The organism is Gilliamella bombicola (assembly GCF_900094945.1).
In the GTDB taxonomy this organism is placed as follows: domain Bacteria; phylum Pseudomonadota; class Gammaproteobacteria; order Enterobacterales; family Orbaceae; genus Gilliamella; species Gilliamella bombicola.
On sequence record NZ_FMAQ01000009.1, the window covers coordinates 18933 to 45660 of the forward strand.

A 26728-nucleotide genomic window follows, 5' to 3' on the forward strand; every position below is an offset into this window, starting at 1 on the left:
CAACAATGGAATTAATATTTTGTAAAGCTTCAGCTAACAAGGTTCCATTTTAATTTGCTAATTAATTGCCATTTAATCAAACTTAAATAGCAATTATATTATGCAGAATTATTAATGGTTGGAAGTCAAATCTAAAACAGCCTAACCGCCATTAAAAACGCTAGTGAAGCGTGATAAAAATGAACGTTGCTCTTCTTTTGGCATGTTTTCAAGGTTGGCTTGAATTAGTTGATCTACTTTTTGTGTTTCGTTGACTAACCCTAATTCATTATAAGCATTACGCATTAATAGCAACGCTTCTTTTGTTGAATCGGTATCTGGGAACGTCGATAGCATGTCAGTCACACGGTTAATTACTGCTACATAAGCGCCACGTTTAGTATAAAATTGAGCTACTTTTAGCTGATAGCGCGCTAATCGGTTTTTCAAAAATACAAGACGTTTTTGTGCATCGGCAGCGTACTGGCTACTAGGGAAGCTAGACACTAAATAGGTAAAATCCTTAAACGCAGCTGCCGCGTAATCAGCATCGCGATCTGAACGATCAACATTAAACCAACCTTGGATCATATTGTCATCTTGCGCCATATTTGAAAGGCCACGCATATAAATAACCCAGTCAATATTTTGATGTGTCGGATTCAACTTTAAAAATCGGTCAATTGAGGCAATCGCCAATGGCAAATCGGCAGACTTATAATAAGCATAAATCAAATCAAGTTGCACTTGTTGTGAATAAGGGCCAAATGGATAATTTTTATCCATGGACTCTAATACTTTAATACTGGATTTTATATTCCCATTTTCAAGCTCTGATTTAGCTTTATTGTAAAGCTCAATTTCGGGTACATTTTCAACATCTGGCTTAGAAGAAGTACAACCAATTAGCATGCCAGTTAAAGCGATAGCTAACAAAGAGTGTAAGCGCAATTTCATTCAGTTTTCAATCCAAATATAATTAAACATAAAAGGCGATGATTGGTATATAATACTCTAAAACAAAACAGCTTAAAATAGATAAATTACACATGCATGAGTTAAAATTATCAACCGAAATTGAACAACACCAATTAGGGATGCGCTTAGATCAAGCTTTGTCAGAGCTTTTCCCTGATTATTCACGATCAAGAATAAAAGATTGGATCGTCAATAATAAAGTCACTGTTAATAACAATATAGTTAATAAACCCAAAGAAAGGGTTTTAGGTGGTGAAAAAATCGCAATTAATGCCGAAATCGAAGAAGAAACCTATCACCAACCTGAAGATATAAAACTTGATATTGTTTATGAAGATGACGACATATTAGTTATCAACAAACCGCGTGATTTAGTCGTACACCCCGGTGCAGGTAATCCGGATGGTACGGTATTAAATGCTTTATTACATTATCATCCTAACATCGCGCGTGTACCGCGTGCTGGTATTGTTCATCGACTGGACAAAGATACCACAGGCCTTATGGTTGTTGCTAAAACCATTAATGCCCAAACTCATTTAGTTGATGCACTTCAACACCGCGAAATCACCCGTGAATATGAGGCAGTTGCTATGGGTATTATTACAGCAGGGGGCACAGTAGATCAACCCATCACCCGCCACCCAACCAAACGTACCCATATGGCAGTATTCCCGACCGGCAAACCTGCGGTTACACACTACCGAGTGATGGAAAAGTACCGCTTACATACCCGATTACGCTTACGCTTAGAAACAGGTCGTACTCACCAAATTCGTGTACATATGGCACATATTGCCCATCCATTAATTGGCGATCCACTTTATGGTGGGCGCCCAAGGCCGCCCAAAGGCGCAAGTGAATCGTTTATTCAAACCTTGCGTGACTTTGACCGCCAAGCATTACATGCCACCATGTTACGCCTGTATCATCCCATTACAGGAGAACTCATGCAATGGAATGCACCAATACCGCAAGACATGCAAACGTTAATTCAAGCTTTGCAAGAAGACACTGAACAGCACAAAGATGAACTAGACTGGTAACCAACATGATAAAATCGATTTACCCATATTGGACAGCACCCAAAAACGTCCATGCCCTCACCACAACACGAACAGGCGGTGTTAGTATGGCACCATTTGCGAGCTTAAATATGGGGAGTCGAACAGGCGATAATTTAGAGCACATAGCGCAAAACCGCCAGCGCCTAATACAAACCGAACAGATACCCAGCGAACCTTATTGGCTAACTCAAACCCACAGCACCATAGCGCTGGATATATCGCAAATTGCTTTACAAACAGCAACAGGCAACATTCCTAACCAAACGATAGAAGCCGACGCATCTTATACTCATCAACCCAAACAAGTGAGCGTAGTACTTACTGCCGATTGTATGCCAGTCTTGTTTTGTACAACTAATGGTGACGAAGTTGCGGCAGCACATGCCGGCTGGCGAGGATTATGTAACGGAATACTGGAAGAAACAGTCAAAAAATTTGTCTCGCCACCGTCAAACATCATCGCATGGCTTGGGCCAGCGATCAGTGCCAAAAAATTCGAAGTTGGTATTGATGTCAAGGAACAATTTGAAAAAGTCGACCGCAATGCAAAAATTGCCTTTAAATTAATCAACCCTGCTGAACAAAAATACCTAGCCGACCTTTACTTAATTGCTAAACAACGCTTACAAGCAATGGGAGTAACTAAGATTTTTGGAGGGGATTTTTGTACTTATACTGAACAAGATAAGTTTTTTTCATACCGTCGGGAAAATCAAACAGGGCGGATGGCGTCAATGATTTGGTTTGAGTAAGTTTTTTTATTTTAAAATAAAAAAAATAATAAAATCAAATATTTTTCTAACTGTTTTTTATTTGTAGATTGATTGTCAGTTATTTGTAGTGGTTTCGGACGTTTGCTGTTTGGTGATCAAAATAGTTATGAAGATTACGTTCAATTTAGGAAGTTTTTTTGCTAAAAATCAGTCAGAAAAGGTATTGATTTTATTGAAGTTTTTATTTTCATCTTTTCAAAAAAATCAATTGTTTATACGCAGTTGGGAAGGTTGCGACATCTAACAAATCAACAAGACTACGAATAGGGAACCATAATGAAAACCATTTAACCAACTAAAAAATGTCTAAAAAGATATCGAATTTAATCATATTTTTGTTTTGGTGTTTAAAAAAAAACGCAAACATACACTCTTGGTCACTTTCGTTGTTTACAATCCTCACGCTAACCTCTAAACTACTCGACGTTCTCAACGGGGTGCCCAGTAGGGCTGAGAATGTTAGATTGGCTAACATAACCCGTCGAACCTGAACTGGATCATGCCAGCGGAGGGATTTGAGTTTATTGTATCTGCTCAAACCTTTTGTCTTTTATTTGCTATTTTGGAGGCAAAATGTTTTTTAAGAATGTTTTATTACCTTTAGGCTTGTTTGCACTTTTTGTGGTCAACAATGCCAATGCTACTAGCGAAAAACCTACTTTGATTGTTTATAGTTATAATTCGTTTATTTCAGAATGGGGACCTGGTCAGGCGATTGAAAAGGGCTTTGAAGCTCAGTGCGACTGCCAACTTGAAATTGTTGCATTAGGCGATGGGGTGGCGGTTTTAAATCGAATTCGCCTTGAAGGGAATAGAACCAATGCCGATGTGATCTTAGGGTTAGACAATAACCTTTTAGATCAAGCCAAACAGGCAGGTATTGTTATTCCTCATCAAATCAGTAAGCCAAATAATTTAAATACCGACTGGTGGGATAGTAATTTTATGCCTTATGATTTTGGTTATTTTGCCTTTATTTATGATCAGCAAAAGATTAGTAACCCGCCACGCACTATGCATGAATTAGTTGATAATAAAGCCAATTGGAAGATTATTTATCAAGATCCAAGAACGAGTACACCTGGTTTAGGTTTATTATTTTGGATAAAGAATATATATGGTGATGATGCGGCATCTGCATGGCAAAAAATAGCTAACAATACTGTGACTGTGACCAAAGGTTGGAGCGAAGCTTACGGTCTATTTTTAAAAGGTGAAGCTGATTTTGTGCTTAGTTATAGCACTTCACCTGTGGCTCATATTATGAATAATAATGATCATCGTTATGCTGCGGCTATTTTTGACGAAGGTCATTATCGTCAAGTTGAAGTTGCTGGCATCACTAAGTACAGTCAGCAACCGGAGCTTGCACGTTCATTTTTGAGATATTTATTAACCCCTGAGGTACAGCGCCAATTTGCTGAAAAAAATTTCATGTATCCGATTATTAATATTCCATTACCTGACGCTTTTCAGCAAATTAGGCCAGTTGATAAAGCGCTTGAGTTTGATGCCAAGCAAGTTGAACAGAATCAAAAAGCGTGGGTACGTGAATGGAAATCCACCATTAGTAAGTAGTTTTATTTAGTCTAATGTTGAAATTAAGAACATTACTTCCTGGTTTTAGCGCTGCAAGCTTCATCTTAATTGTATTAGGCACAGCGCTATGTGCACTTTGCTTGGTCGCTATTAAGTCTAATAATTTAACTGTCTATTTTGATAGTTATTTAATGCATTTGATTTGGATAACAGTATTTCAAGCAACGCTATCGACATTATTATCTATTTTATCTGCAATAGTCATGGCGAAAGCTTTATCAATGGTCAATTTTTGGGGTAAACGGTTATTGTTACGCATAATGCCAATTACCTTCATTTTACCTACCCTTGTTGTGGTAACGGGGCTGCTGTCTGTTTACGGAAAACATGGCTTATTGGCAGGGGTGTTCAATTGTTTGGGATTACCATTTATTACATCCATTTACGGTTTAAAAGGTATATTACTTGCGCATGTGTTTCTTAATTTTCCGTATGCTTGTTGTTTATTTTACCAAACATTAAATAACGTGCCTGTCGCACACAAACAGTTAGCAACGCAGTTAAATTTTTCGAGTTTTACTTATTTTAAATTGGTTGAATGGCCGCTACTACGTCGGCAATTGTTCCCGATGGCATCGCTTATTTTTATGCTTTGTTTTTCGAGTTTTGCCATAGTATTAACGCTTGGTGGTGGACCAAAATATTCCACAATTGAAGTGGCTATTTATCAATCTATTCGTGAGTTTGATTTGATACAAGCTGTATTTTTAGCCTGTTTGCAGTTAGTTTGTTGTGTTAGTTTTATGCGGTTGATGCAAAAAACAAATTATAACAAAAGACTTAGTGTGAACTACGTTAGGCAAAATTATTGCGTGCCAGTTTCGTTTCACTTAGTGTTGTTGAGTATGTTGATTATTGTTATTGGTGGGCTATTTATTGTGCTGCCCATCATCACCATAATTATTGAAGGGATTTATTTTTTTAAGTGGTCATTTTTAACGGCAGCTTTCCAACACGCTGTTATGTTTTCGGTATTAATTGCTTTGGGATCGGCAATGATTGCTATGCTACTTGCTTTATTATTACTTTATACCAACAGTCGCCTATTGATTAACCAACACACGCAGTGGAGCAATCGATTAATGTTAGTGGGATCGCTGATTTTAATTATTCCAAGCATGGCACTGGCATCGGGTCTGTTTTTATTGTTATTTCCCTACGCGTATAGTTCTGTATTTGTGTGTGGCTTAATTATGTTGTGTAATGGCTTAATGGCATTACCTTTTGTATTAAAAAATCTTGCCGCACCAATGTATGATGTGACCGCACGCTACTGGCAATTAACTCAATCACTCAATATTGATGGTTTGTTGCATTTTTATTTGATCGAATACAAAGCGCTAAAAAAATTAATCATTCAGAGCTTTGCTTTTTCAGCCATATTATCATTAGGTGATTTTGGTATTATTGCGTTATTTGGTGGGCAGTCAGTCATTACGTTACCCTACTATTTATATGAGCAAATATCGCATTATTATTATCAAGAAAGTACCGTAACGGCTGCATTATTGTTAATATTATCTTTTAGTTTGTTGGTTGTGATAGATTATGATCGAACTGAATCACATTAATTATCAATATGATAATTTTAAAGTACATTTTGATATTGCTATAGTAGCAAAAGAACGCGTCGTTATTGTTGGGCCTAGCGGTGCAGGTAAAAGTACTTTATTAAATTTAATTGCTGGATTTATTCATCCAAAATCGGGCGATATCATTCTTAATAAACAATACGCAAATAACTTACTTCCTGGTAAACGCCCTGTATCAATGTTGTTTCAAGATAACAATTTATTTAGTCACTTAACCGTTGAACAAAACATTGCTTTAGGACTTAAGCCATCATTAAAGTTAACGGTAGCTGAGCAACAGACTATTTGTGACATTCTAATTCAAGTGGGACTGGATGGATTTGGCAAACGATATCCAGAACAGTTATCAGGTGGGCAACGCCAGCGAGTGGCACTTGCGCGTTGTTTAATTCAGCATCGGCCTATTTTATTATTGGATGAGCCTTTTTCAGCGCTTGATCAAGCTTTACGTTATGAAATGCTAGCGCTAGTTAATCAAATTTGTGATAAGTTTAATTTAACATTAATGATGATATCGCATTACCTTGATGATTCGCTCAGTTACTTTTCGCGTTGTTTGGTCGTGGATAATGGGCAGATTGTTTTTAATGGTTTGCCAAAACAGCTAAAACAACCTGAAAATAGTCACATTGCCAAAATGTTGGGGTTTAATTTTCAATAAATAGTCGTTGTTAAGGGCTAAATAAAGGTCTTTAGCTGTCTATTTATCTATTATTCATCTAAATTAATTCACGATTATTCTTTGTTGATAACTTATTATTTAAATAAAAATTTTTATGTCTTAAGGTTTTATTAATCTATTTTGCGTAGATTATTTTTAATAATTAATAACAAACTTATTTAATATCTATGCAAAACACCAAAGCAAATCGTTCTTTTAGTCGATCAGCACTTATCTTTAATATTCTATTTTTTACTTATTTTTCTAGTGCGTTGCAATTGTATATTTTCTTTTCTGGTCATTCTAATGTTATTGGATTGCGTGATTCTATTATTTATAGTTTGATTTGGCTTATTCCTGTTTTAATTTTTCCTAACTATACGCGGAGGATTGCGACTGTTTTTGGAATGATTGTGGGCAGTTTGTCTTTGATTTCTGTTGGATATTTTATTATTTATCGACAGGAATTTTCGCAAAGTGTCTTTTTTATTATGGCGGAATCAAACTTTGCTGAGTCTAGTGAGTTTATTCAGCAGTATTTGAGTATTAAATTAGTTGTGATTCTGATTATTTATAGCTTGGTAGGGATTTATCTGTGGACTAAAGTAAAACCAGTTTATGTTAAAAGCTGTACAAAATGGATTGCATCACTGTTAATTGTGATTTATGCCATTATGCCAGTGTTTATTAGTGTCACAATAAAAAAATCATCCATCAGGAAAGCGGGATCGCACCTGCTATCACGTATGGAAACAACCGTACCATGGCAATTGCTTAATGGTTATTTAGCTTATCGTTCACAATTATCAAATATGAAAGATATTTTAAACCATTTGCAAACATTACCACCGTTAGAAAATTTAAAAGATGCCAACGGTAATACCCCAAGAACGTTAGTGCTAGTAATAGGTGAATCAACAACACGCAATAGAATGGGAATTTATGGCTATGGACGGGATACTACACCACAAATTGAGCAGTTCAAAAAAGATAATCCGAATTTTGTGGTATTTAATGATGTGATTTCATCAAGACCTTATACCATTGAAATTTTACAACAAGCATTAACTTTTGCTGATGAACAGCACCCAGATTTATATTTAAAAACGCCATCTTTAATCCATTTAATGAAACAAGCAGGTTATAAAACGTTTTGGATCACCAATCAGCAAACAATGACTCGCCGTAATACGATGTTAACGATGTTTTCTCAGCAAACGGATGAACAATTTTATATGAATAACGATCGTAATCAAAGTGCAAGGCGATATGATGAGTCCGTTTTTGAACCATTTAAAAAAGTGTTGAATGATCCAAGTGAGAAGAAATTCATTGTTATTCATTTGCTAGGCACGCATATGAAATACGCGTTCCGTTACCCAAAAGATAGTGTGTATGATCGTTTTAAAGATAAAACAGGTATTACATTTAATATCGATGACGATAAAGTCGATGTGTATAATACTTATGATAATGCCATAAGTTATAACGATTATATTACGACAACGCTTTTTAATATCTTTAAAGATAGCCAAGAAAATGGTTTTATGTTGTATTTTTCAGATCATGGCGAAGATGTTTATCAAACCCCACCACACAATATCTTAGGGCGAAACGAAAAAGCACCAACTCGCACCATGTATACTGTGCCATTTATGCTGTGGCAATCACCAACATGGGTGGCAACGCATCCGAATCATTATCAACATTATGTGGATCGCAAATTTAGTACGCAAGATTTGATTCACACGTGGTCTGATTTAGCGGGATTAAGCTATAACTTATACGTTCCTGAAAAAAGTATTGTTAATCCTAGTTTTCATCAATCAACGCGCTGGATTGGCGATCCTTATGATAAAAATGGTTTAATTGATTTTGATAAATTGGCTAAGTAACCGTAAAGGCTATTTACACAACAGTTTTAGTTATGATATTGTATATTTATACAGTATATTTTTAAGTGTTGTGAAGCCGTTTTATGCGAAAAATTATTCATGTCGATATGGATTGTTTTTATGCCGCCGTTGAAATGAGAGATAACCCCCGTTATCGCAATTTGCCCATTGCGGTTGGAGGTGATCCCCGTAAACGTGGTGTGGTTGCCACTGCCAATTATTTAGCTCGTCAATATGGTATACACAGTGCTATGTCAATGGCACAAGCGATTAAACTGTGCCCTAATCTTAAAATTATACCCGGTAGGCATGCGGTGTATAAAGACGTATCAAAACAGATCCATCAAATTTTTAGGCGGTATACTGAATCTATTGAGGCGCTATCACTTGATGAGGCTTACCTTGATGTGACCGATTGCAAGCTTTGTTACGGTTCAGCTACCTTAATTGCTCAAGATATTCGCCAAGCTATTTTTAAGGAACTTGAATTAACGGCGTCGGCTGGTGTTGCTCCACTTAAATTTCTTGCCAAAATTGCTTCAGATATGAACAAGCCTAACGGCCAGTATGTGATAACACCTGATGAGGTCGATGGGTTTATTGCGCAGCTTCCCTTAAAAAAAATCCCCGGTGTAGGTAAAGTCACTGAAAAGAAACTGGCACAATTAGGGCTATTTACGTGTAAAGATGTTGTTAATTACGACGTAACAAAATTATTCAATCAATTTGGTAAATTTGGACGCATATTGTATGAGCGATGCCAAGGTATTGATGATCGTGAAATTTATAATGACAGGCAACGTAAATCCGTTGGGGTAGAGCGTACTTTAACTGACGACATCCATAGTTGGAATGAGTGTTTATTGCAGTTTGACCCATTATTTGAAGAGATAGAAAAACGATTAAGTAAAGTGCGTGCTGATTTGTCGATTGCTCGGCAGGGTGTCAAATTTAAGTTTGACGATTTTCAGCTGACAACACAAGAGCATGTATGGTCTAAATTAGATAAAGCCGATTTGATTGAACAAGCGCATAAAGTTTGGTTAGAACGGCGTAATGGTCGTGGTGTTCGGTTAATTGGTTTTCATGTAACGTTAATTGATCCGCAAGTTGAAAAACAGTTAATTTTTCCGTTTTAGGTCTTTTTCGTCATAAAATGAGGATGCGGACAAAACTTGAACGCATCCTCTTAATAAAATTTCTGTTAACTGATAATTATGATTTTAAACTTGCACCGTTAGTGCTAATCACTTGTTTATACCATTCAAATGAATCTTTTTTATAACGCTTCATGCTACCGTTACCGGCATTGTCACGGTCAACATAAATCACGCCATAACGTTTTTTCATTTCGCCAGTAGTGAATGATACGACATCAATAATCCCCCAAGCGGTATAGCCAATCACATCAACGCCATCATAATCCATGGCAGTTTGCATGGCTTTAATGTGTGCACCTAGATATTCAATACGAGGTTTGTCGTGCACTTGATTGCCGTTTTCAAGTTCATCAATTGCTCCAAAACCATTTTCTACAATAAATAGTGGTAATTGATAACGATCATACAAACGATTGAGTGTATAACGTAAACCTTCAGGGTCAATTGGCCAGCCCCAATCACTGCTTTTAATATAAGGATTTTCAACCGCATTAGGTAGTGCACCGTTAACGATGTTATCGCGATTGTCATTTTTGGCATCCGCTTTCACAACGGTAGACATATAATAGCTAAAGCCAATGTAATCAACCGTACCTTTTTTCAAATAAACTAAATCTTCATCGGTGATATCTAGCTTATAGCCTTCACGCTCAAACTCTTTTAAAGCATAAGCAGGGTAATAACCACGAACGTGAACATCAGGGAAGAAGAAGCGTTGATGCATAGCAATTTCTGATGCCATCATATCTTCAGGATTACAAGAATATGGATAAATTGGCACATGTGACACCATACAACCAATTTGAAAATCAGGATTGATTTTTTTACCAGCAATCACTGCCTTAGCACTGGCTAATAGTTCATAGTGAGCAACTTGGTACAGGACTTCTTGCGGATTTTCGCCCGGTTTAACTTGTACGCCCGAGTTAGTCCAAAAGAAGATAGGGTTACTGGTATCCATTTGATTATTGATTTCGTTAAATGTCATCCAATATTTGACTTTATTTTTATAACGCTCAAAACACGCAGTGGCAAAACGTTCAAAAAATTCAACTGTTTTACGGTTTCTGAAACCACCATACTGGCGAGCAATATGTAACGGCATTTCAAAATGCGATAAGGTGATAACAGGTTCAATACCGTGAGCAATTAACTCATCAAAAACGTTATCATAAAAGCGAAGTCCTTCTTCGTTTGGTTCAAGCTCATCACCTTTTGGAAAAATTCGAGTCCACGCGATTGAGGTGCGTAAACATTTAAGACCTAATTCGGCAAAAAGCTTAATATCGTCTTTATAATGATGATAGAAATCAATTGCAGTATGATTTGGATAAAATTTACCTGCTTCGATATCTTGGGTGATTTGTCTTGCAACGCCATGCGCACCTGCAGTCATAACATCAACCACACTTGGTCCTTTACCGCCTTCGTTCCAGCCACCTTCAAATTGGTGAGCGGCTAAAGCACCGCCCCATAAAAATGGTTTTTTAGTCATTTTTGATTCCTTGTTATTGCTTAATTTTAAATATGATATCATCAACTGTTACTTCTGTTTTATCAGTTAATGAAATGAATTGGTATTGATCGGTATTAACAATAATAATTGGGGTAATTAACGGGTAGCCTGCTTGCTTAATTACCTCAGGATTGAAGCTGATGAGCAAATCACCTTTTTTAACTTTTTGATGTAATTCAACGTGATATGCAAACTCATTATTGGTTAAATTAACCGTATCAATCCCCACATGAATTAGTAACTCAACGCCGTTATCTAATGTTAATCCAATGGCATGTTTAGAATTTTCAAATACCGCAGTTACCTCGGCATCAAAAGGCGCATAAACGTGATTATCAGTAGGTTCAATTGCAATCCCTTCACCCATGAGTTTTTGTGAAAAAGCAGGATCGGGCACTTCACTTAATGGTAAAGCATGACCTGTCATTGGGCTTGTAATGTCAACTTCATCAAGAAGAATTTTAGGGTTATCATCTTGGTTATTGATAGTTTTTGGGTTGTTAAAATTATCTTGTATCGTTTCGCCAGTGCCAAAAATTTGGATTAAAATTACAGGGCCAATTAATGCAATTGCTGAACCAATTGCCACACCAAAAAATGAACTCATATTATCGGGTTTAATGGCATTGACAATGGTTAATGGTCCTGGTAGTGCTGCATAAGTATAGTAATAAGGTGTAAAGAACCCAGCAACAATGCCACCCAAAGATGCGCAGATACATCCATAAATAAATGGCTTTTTAAAGCGTAAGTTTACACCATAAATAGCAGGTTCAGTGATACCAAATAAACCTGTGATAAATGCAGATAATGAAATACCTTTCATTTCTTGTGTTTTAGTTTTTATATAAAAACCTAGTGCAGCACCCACTTGACCAATTACGGCAATAGTTTGGAATGCTTGGAAAGAATCTTGCCCATATTGATTGATATTTTCGGTGATGACAGGTGTTATTCCCCAATGTACACCAAAAATAACCAATACTTGCCATACAGCACCAATCAACCCACCCGCAATGAAAGGCGCAAGATTAACTATCCAATTATAACCATTGGCAATATAGTGAGCTGCGTTTGCAGTTATTGGTCCTATAGCAATAAGTGTTGATGGCACCATAATCACTAAACAGATTAAAGGCATTAAAAGAGGTTTGATAATACTATGTAATCGTGGTTCCAAAAATCGCTCTAAATACGACAGTAACCACACCAAAAAAAGTGGCGGTAGTACGGTTGAGTTATAAGGCGTTTCTGATAATGCAATACCAAATAAATCGATTTCTGTCCCTGCTTTGATTAATTCTGCCAATTTTGTCCAAGTGGGTGAAAGTAATGCGGCACAACAAGCCACCGCAATGTAAATATTACAACGAAAATGTTGTGAAGCGGTAATAGCAATAAAAATTGGGAGAAAGAAAAAAGGTGCCCAAGAAATAAAGTCAAAAATTTTATAAGTACTAGTTGATTCAAATTCAGGAAAAGCTAATTTAATTAAAATTAAGATCCCTTGTAAAATCCCCGAAGCGGCTAAAACGTAAACAAACGGCGCAAAAACAGCTGACATCGTCGCAATAACACGATTTAAAATATTCGCTTTATCGTCATTCGTTACTTTTTTATCAGTATTAATCAGTTGCGTAAAGGCGTTATAAACTTTATCAACATGCGTACCAATAACCACTTGGATTTGACCACCTTTTTCAACAACGGTAATCACGCCCGGCAATTTAGCGATGTTCTCTTTTGCGTGATCTGGTGTATGTTGGGTAACAAGGCGAAGACGCGTTGCACAGCGAGAAACGGTCACAATATTATTTTCACCGCCTAGCTCATTTAAAATATCGACAGCTAGTTTGTTATAATCTCTAATTTTTGAAGACATCCATAATACTCCTAAAAGCAATTTAGTAAGATTATTTTATCGACAATTTCAAAATTGTTAATTACCAATTATATTGTTTGTGATCTTGATCGACTTTTACATCATTTAATTTAAAAGTTAAAATAACTTGTATAAAATAATGTTTAAATTTTTCATTAAATAAAAGATATAAAAATGATTAAATATCAGGATGTTGCAAAAAAAATCAAACAAACGATTTATCAGCAGCAATTAGCTAAGGGCACCCAACTTGCCAATATTGAAGGGTTAATTAATCAGTATCAGGTAAGTCGTAGCACAATTATTAAAGCGCTCAATTGTCTGGAACGACAAGGTGTTATTTATCAAGTGCAAGGCAGTGGCATTTTTGTTCGTGAACGCAAAAAAAGAGGCTACCTCAATTTTTTACAAAGTCATGGTTTTACCGTTGATTTAGAAGATGTTTATGGTTCATCGACAGTATTTAATGTCGATATTATCAAGCCCTGTTCAAAGGTTAAAGAAAACCTACAATGTGATGACGATGAAGAAGTTTATTTTGTTAAGCGATTACGTTACGTTGAAGGCAAATTATATGGCTTAGAGCAGTCATACTATCGCAAAAAGCTCATTTGTTATTTAAATAAAGAGATCGTTGAAAATTCAATTTTTAATTATATTCAAGAAAATTATAATATTAATATTGGTTTTTCTGATAAATATATGCAAGTAATAAAGCTTGATGCTGAAATGGCGCAATATTTAGGACTGCAAGCCGGTGAGCCAGCACTTTGTGTTGAAGAAATATTTTATACTTCATCAGGTGAACCATTTGATTTTTCAAAAATCATTTATCATTATGAAAATGCAAGATTTTGCATACAAAATCACTCAAAGTAAGTTTCAGTGATGAGTTATTAGGAAGATGAATAAGAAATCGATCATTCATCTTCCTTTAATTATTAGCAAATTTAACTGTTAACAATTAAATTCTACCACCAACCCCCTTAAACTTTTCAACCAATGCGGCGATTTTTTCAAAGACTCGGCTCTTTTTAATTAAATATTGAGGATTAAGTGGACTCATTTTAGGTAGAATCTCGTTCAGCTCTGTGCCATTTTCAGTTGCATACTCTCGCTTTAACGACGAGGCAATATAGCGTTTTGTGGCTGCTTCGTTTAAATTTTCTTCTTCAATTAAGGTATTTAGTTCTACCTGTAACTCTTGCTGTGCATATAAGAAAAACGCATCAATAATCGAAGCTTTATCTGGAATAGCGTCAAGATCGGTTTGTTTTATAAATTCGACAACTAGCTCCTCTTTAGCGCGATTTTCTAAACTTGATCGAATTAATCGCTGAGCATCTTCGACAATGTCTTGTTTGGTTTTTTCTTGCTTATTTTGTTCATAAATTAACTCAAGAATATAATCCAGATTGATCTCTTGCGATTTTAATAGATCAATTTCGAAAACCACATCATCCCAGTCAAATCTTTGCTGATCTTGTTGATTGGCTTCTTTTTCTCGGCGTAGCCAATCACGAATATCATTATAAGTTGAACGATAATTTTGAATGGCGCGATCAGTTGGTAGTTTAACAGCTTGCATTTTTTGCAGATCTTCATCAGTTACATAATGCTTGTTTTTAAACGCTAAAACCGCTTGCTCATCAGTCATATCTAATTGTTGGAAATCTTTTAATGCAACAAATTCATCATAATTTTGTAATATATTGTCAGCACGCAAGTACTCGCCAAATAATTTAACAAATGCTTTTTTATCTTTGTCGGTAATAATTTCGTCAGGATGTGGGAATTTATCTTGCAACTCGGTAACGATAGCTAAATATCCTTGGTGCAATTCGCCTGAATTTTTATCAGTAAATCCTTCCATGTATTCCTTAAAGCTTTTTTCTAACACCACTTCACGAGTATTACTTTTACCAAATGTTTTTATCGCATCAATGGTGGCTTGTTCTAAATCACGGAACGCCACAATATTGCCAAAGGTTTTAGTGGCATTATAGATACGATTGGTGCGTGAAAAGGCTTGAATTAATCCATGATATCGCAGGTTTTTATCGACAAATAACGTATTGAGCGTTGGTGCATCAAAGCCAGTTAAGAACATGCCAACGACAATTAATAGATCGACTTCTTGATTTTTGACTTTTAAAGACAGATCACGATAATAGTTTTGAAATTGATCGCAACTGACATCAAAGTTAGTTTTAAACATCTGATTATAATCTGCTATCGCAGCAGCTAAAAACTCTTTAGCACTTTGATTTAAGGCATCGGTTTCAAAACTTTCATCGGCAAAATTACCTTGTGCATCTTGTTCTTCATTAGCAGAATAAGAAAATATCGTGGCTATTTTTAACGGCTGATTTGCACCTTCTTGTAATTTTTTGAATGATTCATAATAAAGTTTAGCCGCATCTACACTACTCACTGCAAACATGGCATTGAACCCTTTACTTTTGCCCATTAATCGGTGGGTTTTTTGTTTAAAATTATTCAGAATATATTGTGTGATTTGCTCAATACGGTTTGGGTGGAGCAATGCTTTTTTATTTTCAGCAGCGCTAAGTTTTTCGAGATCTTGTTCTTGCTCTATCGATTTAAAATTAGGACGCACATCATTATAGTCGACTTTAAATTTTAGTACCTTTTCGTCACGAATTGCATCGGTTAATACATAAGCGTGCAGTTCACGGCCAAAAACATCCGCTGTGGTTTGCGTTCCGATTGCGTTAGTATGCATAATCGGCGTACCAGTAAAACCAAATTGGTAATATTTTTTAAATTTACGCTTTAAGTTTTTTTGCGCTTCGCCAAACTGAGAGCGGTGCGCTTCGTCAAAAATAAATACCACATGTTTATCATAGATTGCCAAACTATCGTCGCTTTTCATTAAGTTATTAAGCTTTTGAATCGTTGTGACAATAATTTTATTATCGGTTTTCTCAATATTGCGTTTAAGCCCTGCAGTACTATTTGAGCCATTGACACTATCTTTTGAAAATTTTTGATACTCTTTCATGGTTTGATAATCCAGATCTTTACGATCCACCACAAAAAAGACTTTATCAATAAATTCTAATTCGGTTGCAAGGCGTGCCGTTTTAAAACTGGTTAATGTTTTGCCTGATCCTGTTGTGTGCCAAATAAAACCGCCACTTTGTAAGCTACTCCACTTTTTGGCATGATAAGCGCTAGTGATTTGCCACAATATACGCTCGGTGGCGGCAATTTGGTAAGGGCGCATAATTAACAATGTGTCATTCACATCAAGCACCGAATAAGTCAGTAACACATTTAACAGCGTGCGACTGGCAAAAAAGGTGGTAGTAAAGTCTTTTAGATCTTTTATCGGTTCATTTTTAACATTTGCCCAATTCATTGTAAAATCAAAGCTGTTTTTATCGCGCTTAGTGGTGTTAGCAAAATAGCGCGTGTCAGTGCCATTTGAGATAACAAACAGTTGTAAATATTTAAACAGTGAATTGTCTTGATTAAAACTCTCTTTACTGTAGCGATGCACTTGATTAAAGGCTTCCCTAATGGCAATACCTCGCTTTTTTAATTCAACTTGAACAAGTGGCAAGCCATTCACCAAAATAGTCACATCATAACGATTTGCATAATTGCCAGTTTGCTGAAATTGATGGATAACTTGTAATTTATTATTGGTGACATCTTTTTTATCTAACAGCTTGATATTTTGGATATGACCATCATCAAAAACAAAATCATAAATATGATCGTGGTGGATTTTGCGACTTTTATCGATCATCGATTCATTGGGTTTATCTAAATACTCTAATACAAAACGTCGCCATTCATCATCGGTAAATTGCATTTTGTTTAGTGTTTGCAACTGCTCGCGAATATTGGCTAATAACTTTTCATGCGTATTTAAATTCGGTAAATATTCATAGCCTTGTCGAGTTAAATCATGAATAAATTCGTTTTCTAAATCCGTTTCAGTCTGATAAACAGCTGCTGTCTCTTCAAGTTTGTTGTAGTTATCTAAAATAATATAGCTATTGGTTTCGGCAATTGGTTTTGTATAAGTCGTCATATTCTATTCCAGCTATTTAAAATTATAATTTTTAAGTAAATGATTAAGTAAAAATGCAACAGTTTGCTTTTCAGGTTCAGAAGGTTCGGAAACCATTTCATTAGATAAGGTTGAATGGCTGGTAAAATTGATAATCCGTGTTAAGTAAAGTTTTTTATCGCCAGGCAATAAGTCTGACCATTGCGGATAGCCTAAAAAACTGGCGGTTTTTTCATATAAGTTACGTAATAGGGTAAAATGATATTTTTCAATTTTATTTTCCTTAACCGCTTCTTGCAGCAACTGTTTTAAATAAAGATGATAGGAAAAACTACGGTTTGAATCGCCTTTTTTCTCTTCTAATGCAAATTTACCGTCCTCAAATCGTCTTAAAATATAACTATCTTTTGAAGTTAATTCATTATAAAGCACATTATAAAACAGCGGGTTATGGGTCGTAATAATAAATTTAATGTCAGATTCACAGGATGTGATTAATTGGGCAATATCTACCGCCAATTGGATAAGGTGATTTTCGTCCAATGAACTGACGGGATCATCAATAAAAATATAGCGTAAATGGTCAAATTCATTAGTCGAGCGTTCGCTTTTGTCAGTAATATTGCGCTCTGCGATAACTAAGTTAATCAGTGTAAAAAAAATGCTCCAAATTAAATTGTTTTCTTCGCCTTTAGAAATTTTAATATTATCAATACGCTGATCATTATCCCCAGCTAGCGAAAAAGTAATAGCAGAAAAATCCTCATTGAAATGTGGCTGTAATCTTTGATGGGTATAGGATTGAAAGTAACGAACAATATTTTGGTCTTGTCCTTGATCTTTTAAAATCCAGTCAGTAAATGAGTTAGGTTGTATGATTAATTGATGTTCACCCTCTTGGTGTTTATCATTATTCCAAGCAAATAAATCCTCAGTAAAGGCGTTATAGTACAGGATATTGTGCCTTGTTAAGGCGGCATTATTCTCTTTATCATCTTTACGTTGCGATATAATTAAATTCTTAAAGGTTTGAGATAAACGTGTTTTACCAGTGCCGTTAAAGGCATAGATTAATTGGACTTTTCTATTGTTTTTATCCAGCTTTTCAGCAATATTCCTTAATGTGGTATTCATCTTTTTATAACTCTATCTTATTATTCTTGCACTTTCGGAAAGTCTAATAATAAATTCCGATAATATTCATATTGTTTTTGGCGTAATGCAATCTCACGCGGTAAACCTTCGGTGATTGAGTTGGTAAGCGCATCGAATGTATCTAAGATTTCGACAATACGAGCTTGTTCCTTGAGTGGGGGAATGGGGATTTTGAAAGTTAAAAACTTCTCAGATTGAATGCGAATAACCTTAGTACCATTAGCATATTTTTCTTTAAATTTTTGAAAATGGGTTGTTTGTAAAAGATATGTTAAATATTTCGTATTAACTAAATTATTAGGTCTGAATGCATACATATCTCCAGAAAAAACAATTTCTCCACCAAGCCATCCTAAAGGAGTCATCACATCTTTAACATTTTCACTTGTTCCTGCAAGTAAAATATCGCCATATTTAGCTTTTTTTAATTTTTTTGCTAATTCAGCTGAAACAAATGATTTAGTTTCAGTAGCAAAAGTTCCATAGTAAGTATAAATTTGCCCATAATGAATGGCAGGCACGCCAGTTTCGGTAAAGTCTTTTTTTTGTAATCCATTACCTCGAATTAATTGACCGACTTCGCCTAATGTTTTCCACTCAACCTCATCCTCTTTAAAGGTCAACAATTTATCACGATAATAGTTGTATTGTTTTTTTCGTGTAGTAAGCTCTGCTTTGAGTTCTGCTGTGAGCTTTGCAGTGAGGGCTGTGAATGTGTCTAAAATACGGACTATTTCGGTTTGAACGAAGGTAGGGGGAATAGGTATTCGAATTTTTTCTACTTGATTACTCATAAGTTTGGGATTTCCCATTCCTGAATAAACATGTTTTTTGGTTTCAATTGACAGCCAATAAAATAAAAATTTGTAATTTAATTTAGAAGAATTATTAAGTTTAATTAATCCACTTACGTTAGTAATTGAAAATTTTCCTTTTCGGTAAAAGACAGTACCAGCATTTGCTCCATCAGTGGTCCAATTAACGAATTCTCCGTCAAAGTCAAAAGTGTTTATTTTACCAATTTCTCCATTTTTTGCTGTTTGAGAGCTGTATACTGGATAATAACCTATATTTTTAGCCAGATCTTCTTTTGATATTACACGCCCACGTCTTAATTCAGCCACTTCCCCCAGTGTCTTCCACTCAACTTCAACACCTTTCAGCAACTCAGTTATATTACTATTCTTAATCATCCCTCAATCTCCGCCACAATTGCATCGATTTGGCAACGTAAGCTATCAATTTTAGCTACCGTATCTTTTATTTCGGCATTAAGCTTGGTGATATCAATCACTTCACGGGTATCTTCGGCTTCAACATACGAACTGACTGATAGATTATAGTCATTTTGTGCAATGGTTTGATTATCGACCGATTTAGCAAAATATTCGATATCTTGCTTGCTATCAAATACTTGCATAATTTCTTGAATATGATCCTCAGTGAGGACATTATTATTAGTCTCTTTTTTAAACAGTTTGCTGGCATCAATAAATTGTGTCGTTTTGACGGTTTTATTTTTAGCAAGCACCAAAATATTAACCGCAATCGATGTTCCATAAAATAAATTTGGTGCCAGTGAGATTACGGTTTCAACAAAATCATTATCGACCAAATATTTGCGAATTTTTTGTTCTGCACCACCACGATAAAATATCCCTGGGAAGGTAACAATCGCAGCTCGCCCGCACTCGGACAGATAACTTAGTGCGTGCATAATAAAGGCAAAATCGGCTTTCGATTTTGGTGCTAGCACGCCAGCAGGTGCATATCGCTCATCATTAATTAATGTTGGATCGTCACTGCCAATCCATTTAATTGAATAGGGTGGATTAGAAACGATTGCATCAAATGGTTTTTCGTCGCCAAACTTTGGATTAAGTAACGTGTCGCCTAAAGCAATTTCGAATTTATCATAGTTGATATTGTGTAAAAACATATTCATTCGAGCAAGGTTATAGGTGGTATGATTAATCTCTTGACCGAAGAATCCATCCTCAATGATATGTTCATCAAACTGTTTTTTCGCTTGTAACAATAAAGAACCCGAACCTGCCGCTGGGTCATAGATTTTATTGACCTTTGTTTGCTTGTGTAAGGCTAATTGTGAGATCAATTTCGACACATTTGGTGGCGTAAAAAATTCACCACCAGATTTACCGGCATTCGAGGCATAATTAGAGATCAAAAACTCATAAGCATCGCCAAACAGATCGATTTGATTGTCGGCAAAATCACCAAAATCGAGTTCGGCAACACCATTAAGTACCGCCGCTAACCGTTTGTTTTTATCGGCAACAGTATTACCTAATCGGTTACTGGTGGTATCAAAATCGGCAAATAATCCTTTAATATCGCTTTCTGACGGGTAACCATTAGCTGAGCTTTCAATCGCATTAAAAATATTGGCCAAATCAGTATTTAAACTTGAATTGGTGTTGGCTTGAGCTACAATTTTACAAAATAATTGGCTAGGATAAATAAAATAGCCTTTGGTTTTTATTGCGTCTTTTTTAATTTCATCGGTAATGACATCATCGGATAATGTGCTGTAATCGATACCTTCTTCACCACCTTCAATATAATTAGCAAAATTTTCACTAATAAATCGGTAAAATAATGAACCTAAAACATATTGCTTAAAATCCCAACCATCGACAGCACCGCGAACCTCGTCGGCAATTTTCCATATTTGGCGTTGTAGTTGATCGCGTTGTTGCGTTCCGGTCATTGATTGGGCGTTATTAGAAGTCATATTTTCAAAATTCCTAAATAAAAAATAGGTATTGCCTAATTAGAAAGTAACTGATTTTTACTTCCTTATTAGTCATTTTATCGCTAACTGTTATAGGTGCTATATCATAGCTGATTTGTTGTTAATTTTCTATCTGCGAGCTTTTATTTGCTTTATTAAGGATGATAAATCCAACCCTAATTATTTTCTCATTTTTCATATATCAGAAAAATTGAACTGGTCGCGCTTCTTCATTCTATTGTTGCTTGAAAGTTGTTGATGAACATCATTCAATATCTTTTTTGAGTTTTAGGTTTGGGTAGTACTAAGTCATGACACAGTCAAAAAACTAAAAAACAGAACCCTTTTTTTTGCCATATTTTAAAAATAAATAAAATCAAATAATTAAAAACTCACTTCAAAAAAGGGTTTTTAAAACCTAAATAGCTATTTGCCTTTTTACATACAATATTGATAGTATATTAACTTCTAGTTCACTGCCGTGTAGGCAGTTTTAATTCATCACGAAACGGTATAGAATCCTGAATATTTTTTACAAAAATATAGCCTAAAACGTAACAGTTGTGTAAATACTTCATAATGAGCATACAACTTAATAAATAATTACGCTGCTTGTTTTTGTGCTGTATATGCAATGGGAATTATGTTAGTTGATGTTTCATGAGGTCTTTTGGGGGTATCAATGGTTGGATAGCAACTGGTCATATACGTTTAGCCAAATCAATAATGACGGTTATTTTTTCTAGGGTATTATCGCCATAGCACTTGTTGATGATACGGCGATAATTTTGTTTTATGTATATTCATTACAGTCGTTTTTTTACTACTGTAACCGAAGCAAGTAATTTCTACCATTAAATTAATAAGGTATTTTTAATATCTTCGATCGTTTTTGTGCCAGCTAATTGCATGGTAATAGACAGTTCTTTGTTAAGATGATCAAAGACTGATTTTACTCCCTCAGCTCCACCTAAATTCAGACCATAAAGAATAGGGCGTCCAATAGCAACAAGATCAGCGCCACTTGCCAATGCTTTAAATACATGTTCGCCACGTCGTACACCGCTGTCAAAAATGATTGGAACACGTTTGGCAACAGTAGCTGCAATACTAGGCAATACCTCAAATGAAGCGGGAGCGCCATCTAATTGTCGCCCACCATGATTTGATATCCAAATCCCATCAGCTCCGGCAGATATTGCAATTGATGCATCTTCAGGTGATTGAATTCCTTTTACAATAACAGGTAAATTTGCCATATCTTTAATTTTTTGAATATCAGAAGGAACGATACCTTGTTTGGCTGCGGCATAAATTTCGCTAATGCCTTTACCTGAACCATCGCCATTGCCGTTTGATTGACTGTAAGCACTGAGATTTTTCATAGGGAGTGGAAATTGAAATTTATTAACGATATCCTCTTCGCGATAACCGCCTAACGTTGAATCAACTGTTAGAATGATTGCTTTTGTGCCTGCTTTAACGGCTTTATCGATAATAAAACGGTTAAAATCATCATCTTTACTCATATAGAGTTGAAAAAAATACGGTACATTGGGTGCAGCATTGGCGGCATCTTCAATAGATGTATTGGCATAAGTACTAATACAGAAAATAGATCCCGCAGCAGCGACGCCTTTAGCAGTGTCCTTTTCGCCTTGTTCATGAGCCAATCCTTGCGCAGCTGACGGTGCTTGAATAATGGGTGTTTTTAAGGGGATATCCCACAATTTTGTTGATAAATCTGCGTGATCAATACCTTGTAATACACGAGGAATAATTTTTTTGCGATTAAACGATAAGGTATTTTCTCGCATTGTCCATTCGTCTTCGGCACCACCACGGATATAACCAAACGCCCCAGCTTCCATTCTTGCTTTAACTAATGCTTCTAAGGAAGCAATATTAACGATCTCTATAGCGTGTTCTTCATTACTTGTATGGTATGACATGATTCGCTCCTAATTATGAGAGTTAATACAACAGTATGGTTATATCACAGCTATTTTTTATTTAAAATTAAATAAAAATCATTTTTGACAAAATAGCACTTTTTTATATTCATCTTTGTAGGCGCTTGGTTAAGTACAGATCATAGCCTGAAATATAAAGAAAATAGCAATGCAGTTATTTGGATTTTTTAATTTGCTGTAAAGGGATTCAATAAAAAGCTTATTTTTTGCTAAACAAAAAAATAAACCTCGATATTATTCGAGGTTTTTTAATAATTATATATTAGCCATTGTATATTCAAATACTAATAGCTTATTTTATCCCATATTCAGCCCGATAAGCCTCAACTTGTACTACTTGATCTTTTCGAGCTGGATCTTGGTAAAGGTATTGGATCAAATCATCAAGCGTAATAATTGAAATAACATCACAATGATAGGTTTGTTTAATTTCTTGAATTGCAGATAGTTCACCACGACCTTTTTCTTGACGGTCTAGGCAGATGAGTACACCAGCGAGTTTTGATTGATTATCTTCTAATATTTTCATCGATTCACGAATTGCGGTACCGGCGGTAATAACATCATCAACCAGCATAACGCGTTGCTGATAGATAGAACTACCTACTAAGTTACCCCCTTCACCATGGTCTTTGGCTTCTTTGCGGTTAAAGCAATAAGGCACATCGATATTATGATGTTCAGAGAGTGCAACAACGGTTGATGAAACAATAGGAATACCTTTATAAGCTGGACCAAAAATAACATCGTATTCTAAGTTGGCATCCATGAGTGCTGCAGCATAAAAACGACCTAATAAAGCCAGATCTTTACCGGTATTAAACAATCCTGCATTAAAAAAGTAGGGGCTTTTGCGTCCTGATTTTAAGGTAAATTCACCAAATTTTAATGCTTGTCTATTTAAAGCAAATTCAATAAATTCACTTTTATATGATTTCATCGATTTTCTCCAATTAATCTTTTAAGGACTGTTTTTGTGCATCAATAATTGTTGCAATGCCATTTTTTGCTAATTCTAACAGTTTTAATAATTCGTCATGACTAAATGGTTCGCCTTCGGCAGTGCCTTGCACTTCAATCATACGACCATCATCTGTCATAACAACATTCATATCGGTTTCTGCGTTTGAATCTTCTATATATTCCAAATCACAAAGCGCTTCACCCTCAACAATACCAACAGATACTGCGGCCACTAATGATTTAATTGGGTTTTGTTTGATTTTTCCATTGGCTAGCATTTGGTTGATAGCATCATTTAAAGCAACACAAGCGCCAGTAATTGATGCGGTTCGAGTACCACCATCGGCTTGAATGACATCACAATCTAACGTGATGGTGTATTCGCCTAATAATTTAAGGTCAATCATGGCACGTAGTGAACGGGCAATAAGGCGTTGAATTTCCATAGTGCGACCAGTTTGTTTGCCTTTAGCTGCTTCGCGCTGGGTACGTGAATTGGTTGCACGCGGTAACATGCCATATTCAGCGGTTACCCACCCTTGGCCTTGTCCTTTTAAAAAGCGAGGAACCCCTTCGTCAACAGTGGCATTACAAAGTACTTTGGTTTCACCAAATTCGACTAATACAGAACCTTCTGCATGCTTAGTATAATGACGGGTTATTTTGATTGGGCGGACTTGTTCCGCAGATCGACCAGACGGGCGCATGCAATTCTCCAGCAGTTTTAATTAAAAATTATCGTTTTGAGTTAATCATTTAGGAGGACATCAACAAGATTTAAGCGATGTTTAGCCTAAGCTAAGAGCGCATTATACAGAATTTATGATACAATGCCCAGTAAGTTTTTTACAATTTTAGGATTTTATTATGATTTCAAGCATGACTGCTTATGCAAGAAAAGAGGCCAACCAACCATGGGGAACGGCTTCTTGGGAATTACGCTCAGTCAACCAACGTTACTTAGAAACGTATATTCGTTTGCCCGAGCAATTTCGTTCACTTGAACCTATCGTTCGCGAAAAATTACGTAATCGCCTAACTCGTGGTAAAATCGAATGTAATTTGCGTTTTGAATTAGATCCTTCAGCACAACATCAAGAACTTTCATTAAATAAAGAACTGGCTAAACAGATAATTAATGCTGCAAGTTGGATTCAAACTGAACAAGATACAGCTCAAATTAACCCTATTGATGTATTACGTTGGCCAGGTGTTATGTCGGCAAAAGAGCAAAATTTAGATACTATCTCACAAGAAATTTTAGCTCTACTTGATACCGCAATTGATGAGTTTATTGCGGTACGTGAGCGCGAAGGTAAAGCGCTTTGTGATCTTATTATCAAACGATTAGAAGCGATTACCGTAGAAGTTGACAAAATCCGCCAATGGATGCCACAAATTCTTGAATGGCAAAAAGAAAGGCTAAAAAGTAAATTAGAAGAAGCCAATATTGAACTTGACAATTCCCGTCTAGAACAAGAAATTGTTATGGTTGCACAGCGCATTGATGTTGCCGAAGAGCTTGATCGATTAATGACTCATGTAAAAGAAACTTATTCAATCTTGAAAAAGAACGAAGCAGTAGGGCGCAGGCTTGATTTTATGATGCAAGAATTTAATCGAGAGTCTAACACTATTGCGTCTAAATCAATTAATGCTGATGTTACAGCTAGTGCGATTGAACTCAAAGTGCTTATTGAACAAATCAGAGAGCAAGTACAAAACATTGAGTGATCATTTATTCAATGAATAGAATACTTGGCATTTTAGCCGTCATATTGGCATCTATTTTATGGGGGACAACGGGCACAGCAGCTACATTTGCTCCCTTGCTTTCTCCTTTACTTATTGGCTCGTTAGCAATGGGCATTGGTGGCATTTTACAATGCACATTGGCGATACCCAAAATAATCAAAGAGCGTCATTTATTAACCAAACATTTTGGTTTTCTTATTGTTGGTGCCATTGCGGTAATGATTTACCCTTTAGCTTTTTATAGCTCGATGCGATTGTCTGGCGTGACAATAGGAACGGTGGTCTCTATTGGCTCTGCGCCGATTCTTTCAGCCATTATTGAATATATTAGCCGTGATTTTCGGCTAACTAAACAATGGTTAATAGGAGCTAGCTGTGGTATTTTGGGAATAATTTTACTTGCCTTTTCAGAAAATAACTCCACTACAAATCAATATGATCATATCACTATTGGCATTTTGCTAGGCCTAATCGCTGGATTCACTTATGCTCTGTATTCATGGTCTGCACGGCAATTAATGTTAAAAGGTATCGCAACAAAATCGGCCATGGGCGCGACTTTTGGTTGTGGTGGCATCTTACTTATACCTGTTATGCTACTTACAGGATCTGCATTATTTGACTCATTAACCAATATGACTGTTTGCATTTATATGGCATTGATTCCCATGTTTCTTGGGTATTTATGTTATGGCTATGGTTTATCTAAAATATCAGCCAGCTCAGCTATTACTATTAGCTTGTTAGAGCCGGTTATTGCGGCCATATTAGCGATGTTAATTATTGGCGAACAAATGTCATTAGTTGGATGGTTTGGGGTTATATTGATTTTTCTGTGTCTTATGTTTGTGACCTTATCGAGTATTACAAACTTATCGGCTTCGGCATAATAAGGCTACAATACGAAATACTGAACGGAATTAATAGACTTTTGTTTTATTTTGATTTTACTAAAAATAGTTCAGTAATTTTAGTTTATA

General features: G+C 35.8%; 20 protein-coding genes and 1 riboswitch. Of the genes, 10 read left to right on the top strand and 10 right to left on the bottom strand.

What is annotated here, in order from left to right:
- Positions 1-141 precede the first annotated feature (141 nt).
- Complete coding sequence (gene bamD / locus GA0061081_RS07890; RefSeq protein ID WP_091349427.1) at positions 142-936, bottom strand: outer membrane protein assembly factor BamD; 795 nt, start codon at positions 934-936, stop codon at positions 142-144.
- Between the two features lie 92 nt (positions 937-1028).
- On the opposite strand from bamD, the gene rluD reads away from it, so the two are divergent.
- The 7 genes from rluD (at position 1029) to dinB (ending at position 9683) form a co-directional block, all read left to right on the top strand.
- Positions 1029-2003, top strand: coding sequence for a 23S rRNA pseudouridine(1911/1915/1917) synthase RluD (rluD, locus tag GA0061081_RS07895; protein WP_091349429.1), 975 nt, complete (start codon positions 1029-1031; stop codon positions 2001-2003).
- A gap of 8 nt (positions 2004-2011) precedes the next feature.
- Positions 2012-2776 (top strand): peptidoglycan editing factor PgeF, encoded by a 765-nt coding sequence (pgeF, locus tag GA0061081_RS07900; protein ID WP_091349541.1) that lies wholly within the window; start codon positions 2012-2014, stop codon positions 2774-2776.
- Between the two features lie 444 nt (positions 2777-3220).
- A riboswitch (TPP riboswitch) is annotated at positions 3221-3329 on the top strand.
- Between the two features lie 41 nt (positions 3330-3370).
- On the top strand, positions 3371-4375 hold the full coding sequence (gene thiB / locus GA0061081_RS07905) for a thiamine ABC transporter substrate binding subunit (protein ID WP_091349432.1): 1005 nt from the start codon (positions 3371-3373) through the stop codon (positions 4373-4375).
- A gap of 14 nt (positions 4376-4389) precedes the next feature.
- Positions 4390-5967 carry a thiamine/thiamine pyrophosphate ABC transporter permease gene (gene thiP, locus GA0061081_RS07910; protein WP_091349435.1) on the top strand — a complete coding sequence of 526 codons (1578 nt, stop codon included), beginning with the start codon at positions 4390-4392 and terminating at the stop codon, positions 5965-5967.
- On the top strand, positions 5945-6649 hold the full coding sequence (thiQ, locus tag GA0061081_RS07915) for a thiamine ABC transporter ATP-binding protein ThiQ (RefSeq protein ID WP_091349437.1): 705 nt from the start codon (positions 5945-5947) through the stop codon (positions 6647-6649). Before thiP ends, thiQ begins: the two co-directional genes overlap by 23 nt.
- A gap of 188 nt (positions 6650-6837) precedes the next feature.
- On the top strand, positions 6838-8544 hold the full coding sequence (gene cptA / locus GA0061081_RS07920; RefSeq protein ID WP_091349439.1) for a phosphoethanolamine transferase CptA: 1707 nt from the start codon (positions 6838-6840) through the stop codon (positions 8542-8544).
- A gap of 83 nt (positions 8545-8627) precedes the next feature.
- On the top strand, positions 8628-9683 hold the full coding sequence (dinB, locus tag GA0061081_RS07925) for a DNA polymerase IV (protein ID WP_091349440.1): 1056 nt from the start codon (positions 8628-8630) through the stop codon (positions 9681-9683).
- Between the two features lie 76 nt (positions 9684-9759).
- On the opposite strand, the gene GA0061081_RS07930 is transcribed toward dinB, so the two are convergent.
- Positions 9760-11199: a 6-phospho-beta-glucosidase gene (locus tag GA0061081_RS07930; protein ID WP_091349544.1), complete on the bottom strand. Its 1440-nt coding sequence runs from the start codon at positions 11197-11199 to the stop codon at positions 9760-9762.
- A gap of 13 nt (positions 11200-11212) precedes the next feature.
- On the bottom strand, positions 11213-13102 hold the full coding sequence (locus tag GA0061081_RS07935) for a glucose PTS transporter subunit IIA (protein ID WP_091349443.1): 1890 nt from the start codon (positions 13100-13102) through the stop codon (positions 11213-11215).
- Positions 13103-13276: 174 nt separating this feature from the next.
- Between GA0061081_RS07935 and GA0061081_RS07940 the strand changes: the two genes are divergently transcribed.
- Positions 13277-13981, top strand: a complete 705-nt coding sequence (locus GA0061081_RS07940; RefSeq protein ID WP_091349445.1) for a GntR family transcriptional regulator — start codon at positions 13277-13279, stop codon at positions 13979-13981.
- Positions 13982-14066: 85 nt separating this feature from the next.
- On the opposite strand, the gene GA0061081_RS07945 is transcribed toward GA0061081_RS07940, so the two are convergent.
- From GA0061081_RS07945 to rph, 7 genes are all read right to left on the bottom strand, one after another.
- On the bottom strand, positions 14067-17168 hold the full coding sequence (locus GA0061081_RS07945) for a type I restriction endonuclease subunit R (protein WP_091349448.1): 3102 nt from the start codon (positions 17166-17168) through the stop codon (positions 14067-14069).
- A gap of 12 nt (positions 17169-17180) precedes the next feature.
- Positions 17181-18281 (bottom strand): ATP-binding protein, encoded by a 1101-nt coding sequence (locus GA0061081_RS07950; RefSeq protein ID WP_091349451.1) that lies wholly within the window; start codon positions 18279-18281, stop codon positions 17181-17183.
- Between the two features lie 20 nt (positions 18282-18301).
- The gene (locus GA0061081_RS07955; RefSeq protein WP_091349453.1) at positions 18302-19495 is read right to left on the bottom strand and encodes a restriction endonuclease subunit S; all 1194 of its coding nucleotides are present in this window, start codon (positions 19493-19495) and stop codon (positions 18302-18304) included.
- A complete protein-coding gene (locus GA0061081_RS07960) occupies positions 19492-21033 on the bottom strand; it encodes a type I restriction-modification system subunit M (protein ID WP_091349547.1) in 1542 nt (513 codons plus the stop codon). The genes GA0061081_RS07955 and GA0061081_RS07960 overlap by 4 nt, the downstream gene beginning before the upstream one ends.
- An 878-nt stretch (positions 21034-21911) precedes the next feature.
- Positions 21912-23009: a lactate oxidase gene (locus GA0061081_RS07965; RefSeq protein ID WP_091349456.1), complete on the bottom strand. Its 1098-nt coding sequence runs from the start codon at positions 23007-23009 to the stop codon at positions 21912-21914.
- A gap of 313 nt (positions 23010-23322) precedes the next feature.
- A complete protein-coding gene (gene pyrE, locus GA0061081_RS07970) occupies positions 23323-23970 on the bottom strand; it encodes an orotate phosphoribosyltransferase (RefSeq protein WP_091349459.1) in 648 nt (215 codons plus the stop codon).
- A 13-nt stretch (positions 23971-23983) separates the two neighbouring features.
- The gene (gene rph, locus GA0061081_RS07975; protein ID WP_091349461.1) at positions 23984-24700 is read right to left on the bottom strand and encodes a ribonuclease PH; all 717 of its coding nucleotides are present in this window, start codon (positions 24698-24700) and stop codon (positions 23984-23986) included.
- Between the two features lie 160 nt (positions 24701-24860).
- On the opposite strand from rph, the gene GA0061081_RS07980 reads away from it, so the two are divergent.
- The gene (locus GA0061081_RS07980) at positions 24861-25727 is read left to right on the top strand and encodes a YicC/YloC family endoribonuclease (protein ID WP_091349463.1); all 867 of its coding nucleotides are present in this window, start codon (positions 24861-24863) and stop codon (positions 25725-25727) included.
- A gap of 11 nt (positions 25728-25738) precedes the next feature.
- Positions 25739-26638: a DMT family transporter gene (locus tag GA0061081_RS07985; protein WP_091349466.1), complete on the top strand. Its 900-nt coding sequence runs from the start codon at positions 25739-25741 to the stop codon at positions 26636-26638.
- The last annotated feature ends 90 nt before the right edge of the window (positions 26639-26728 follow it).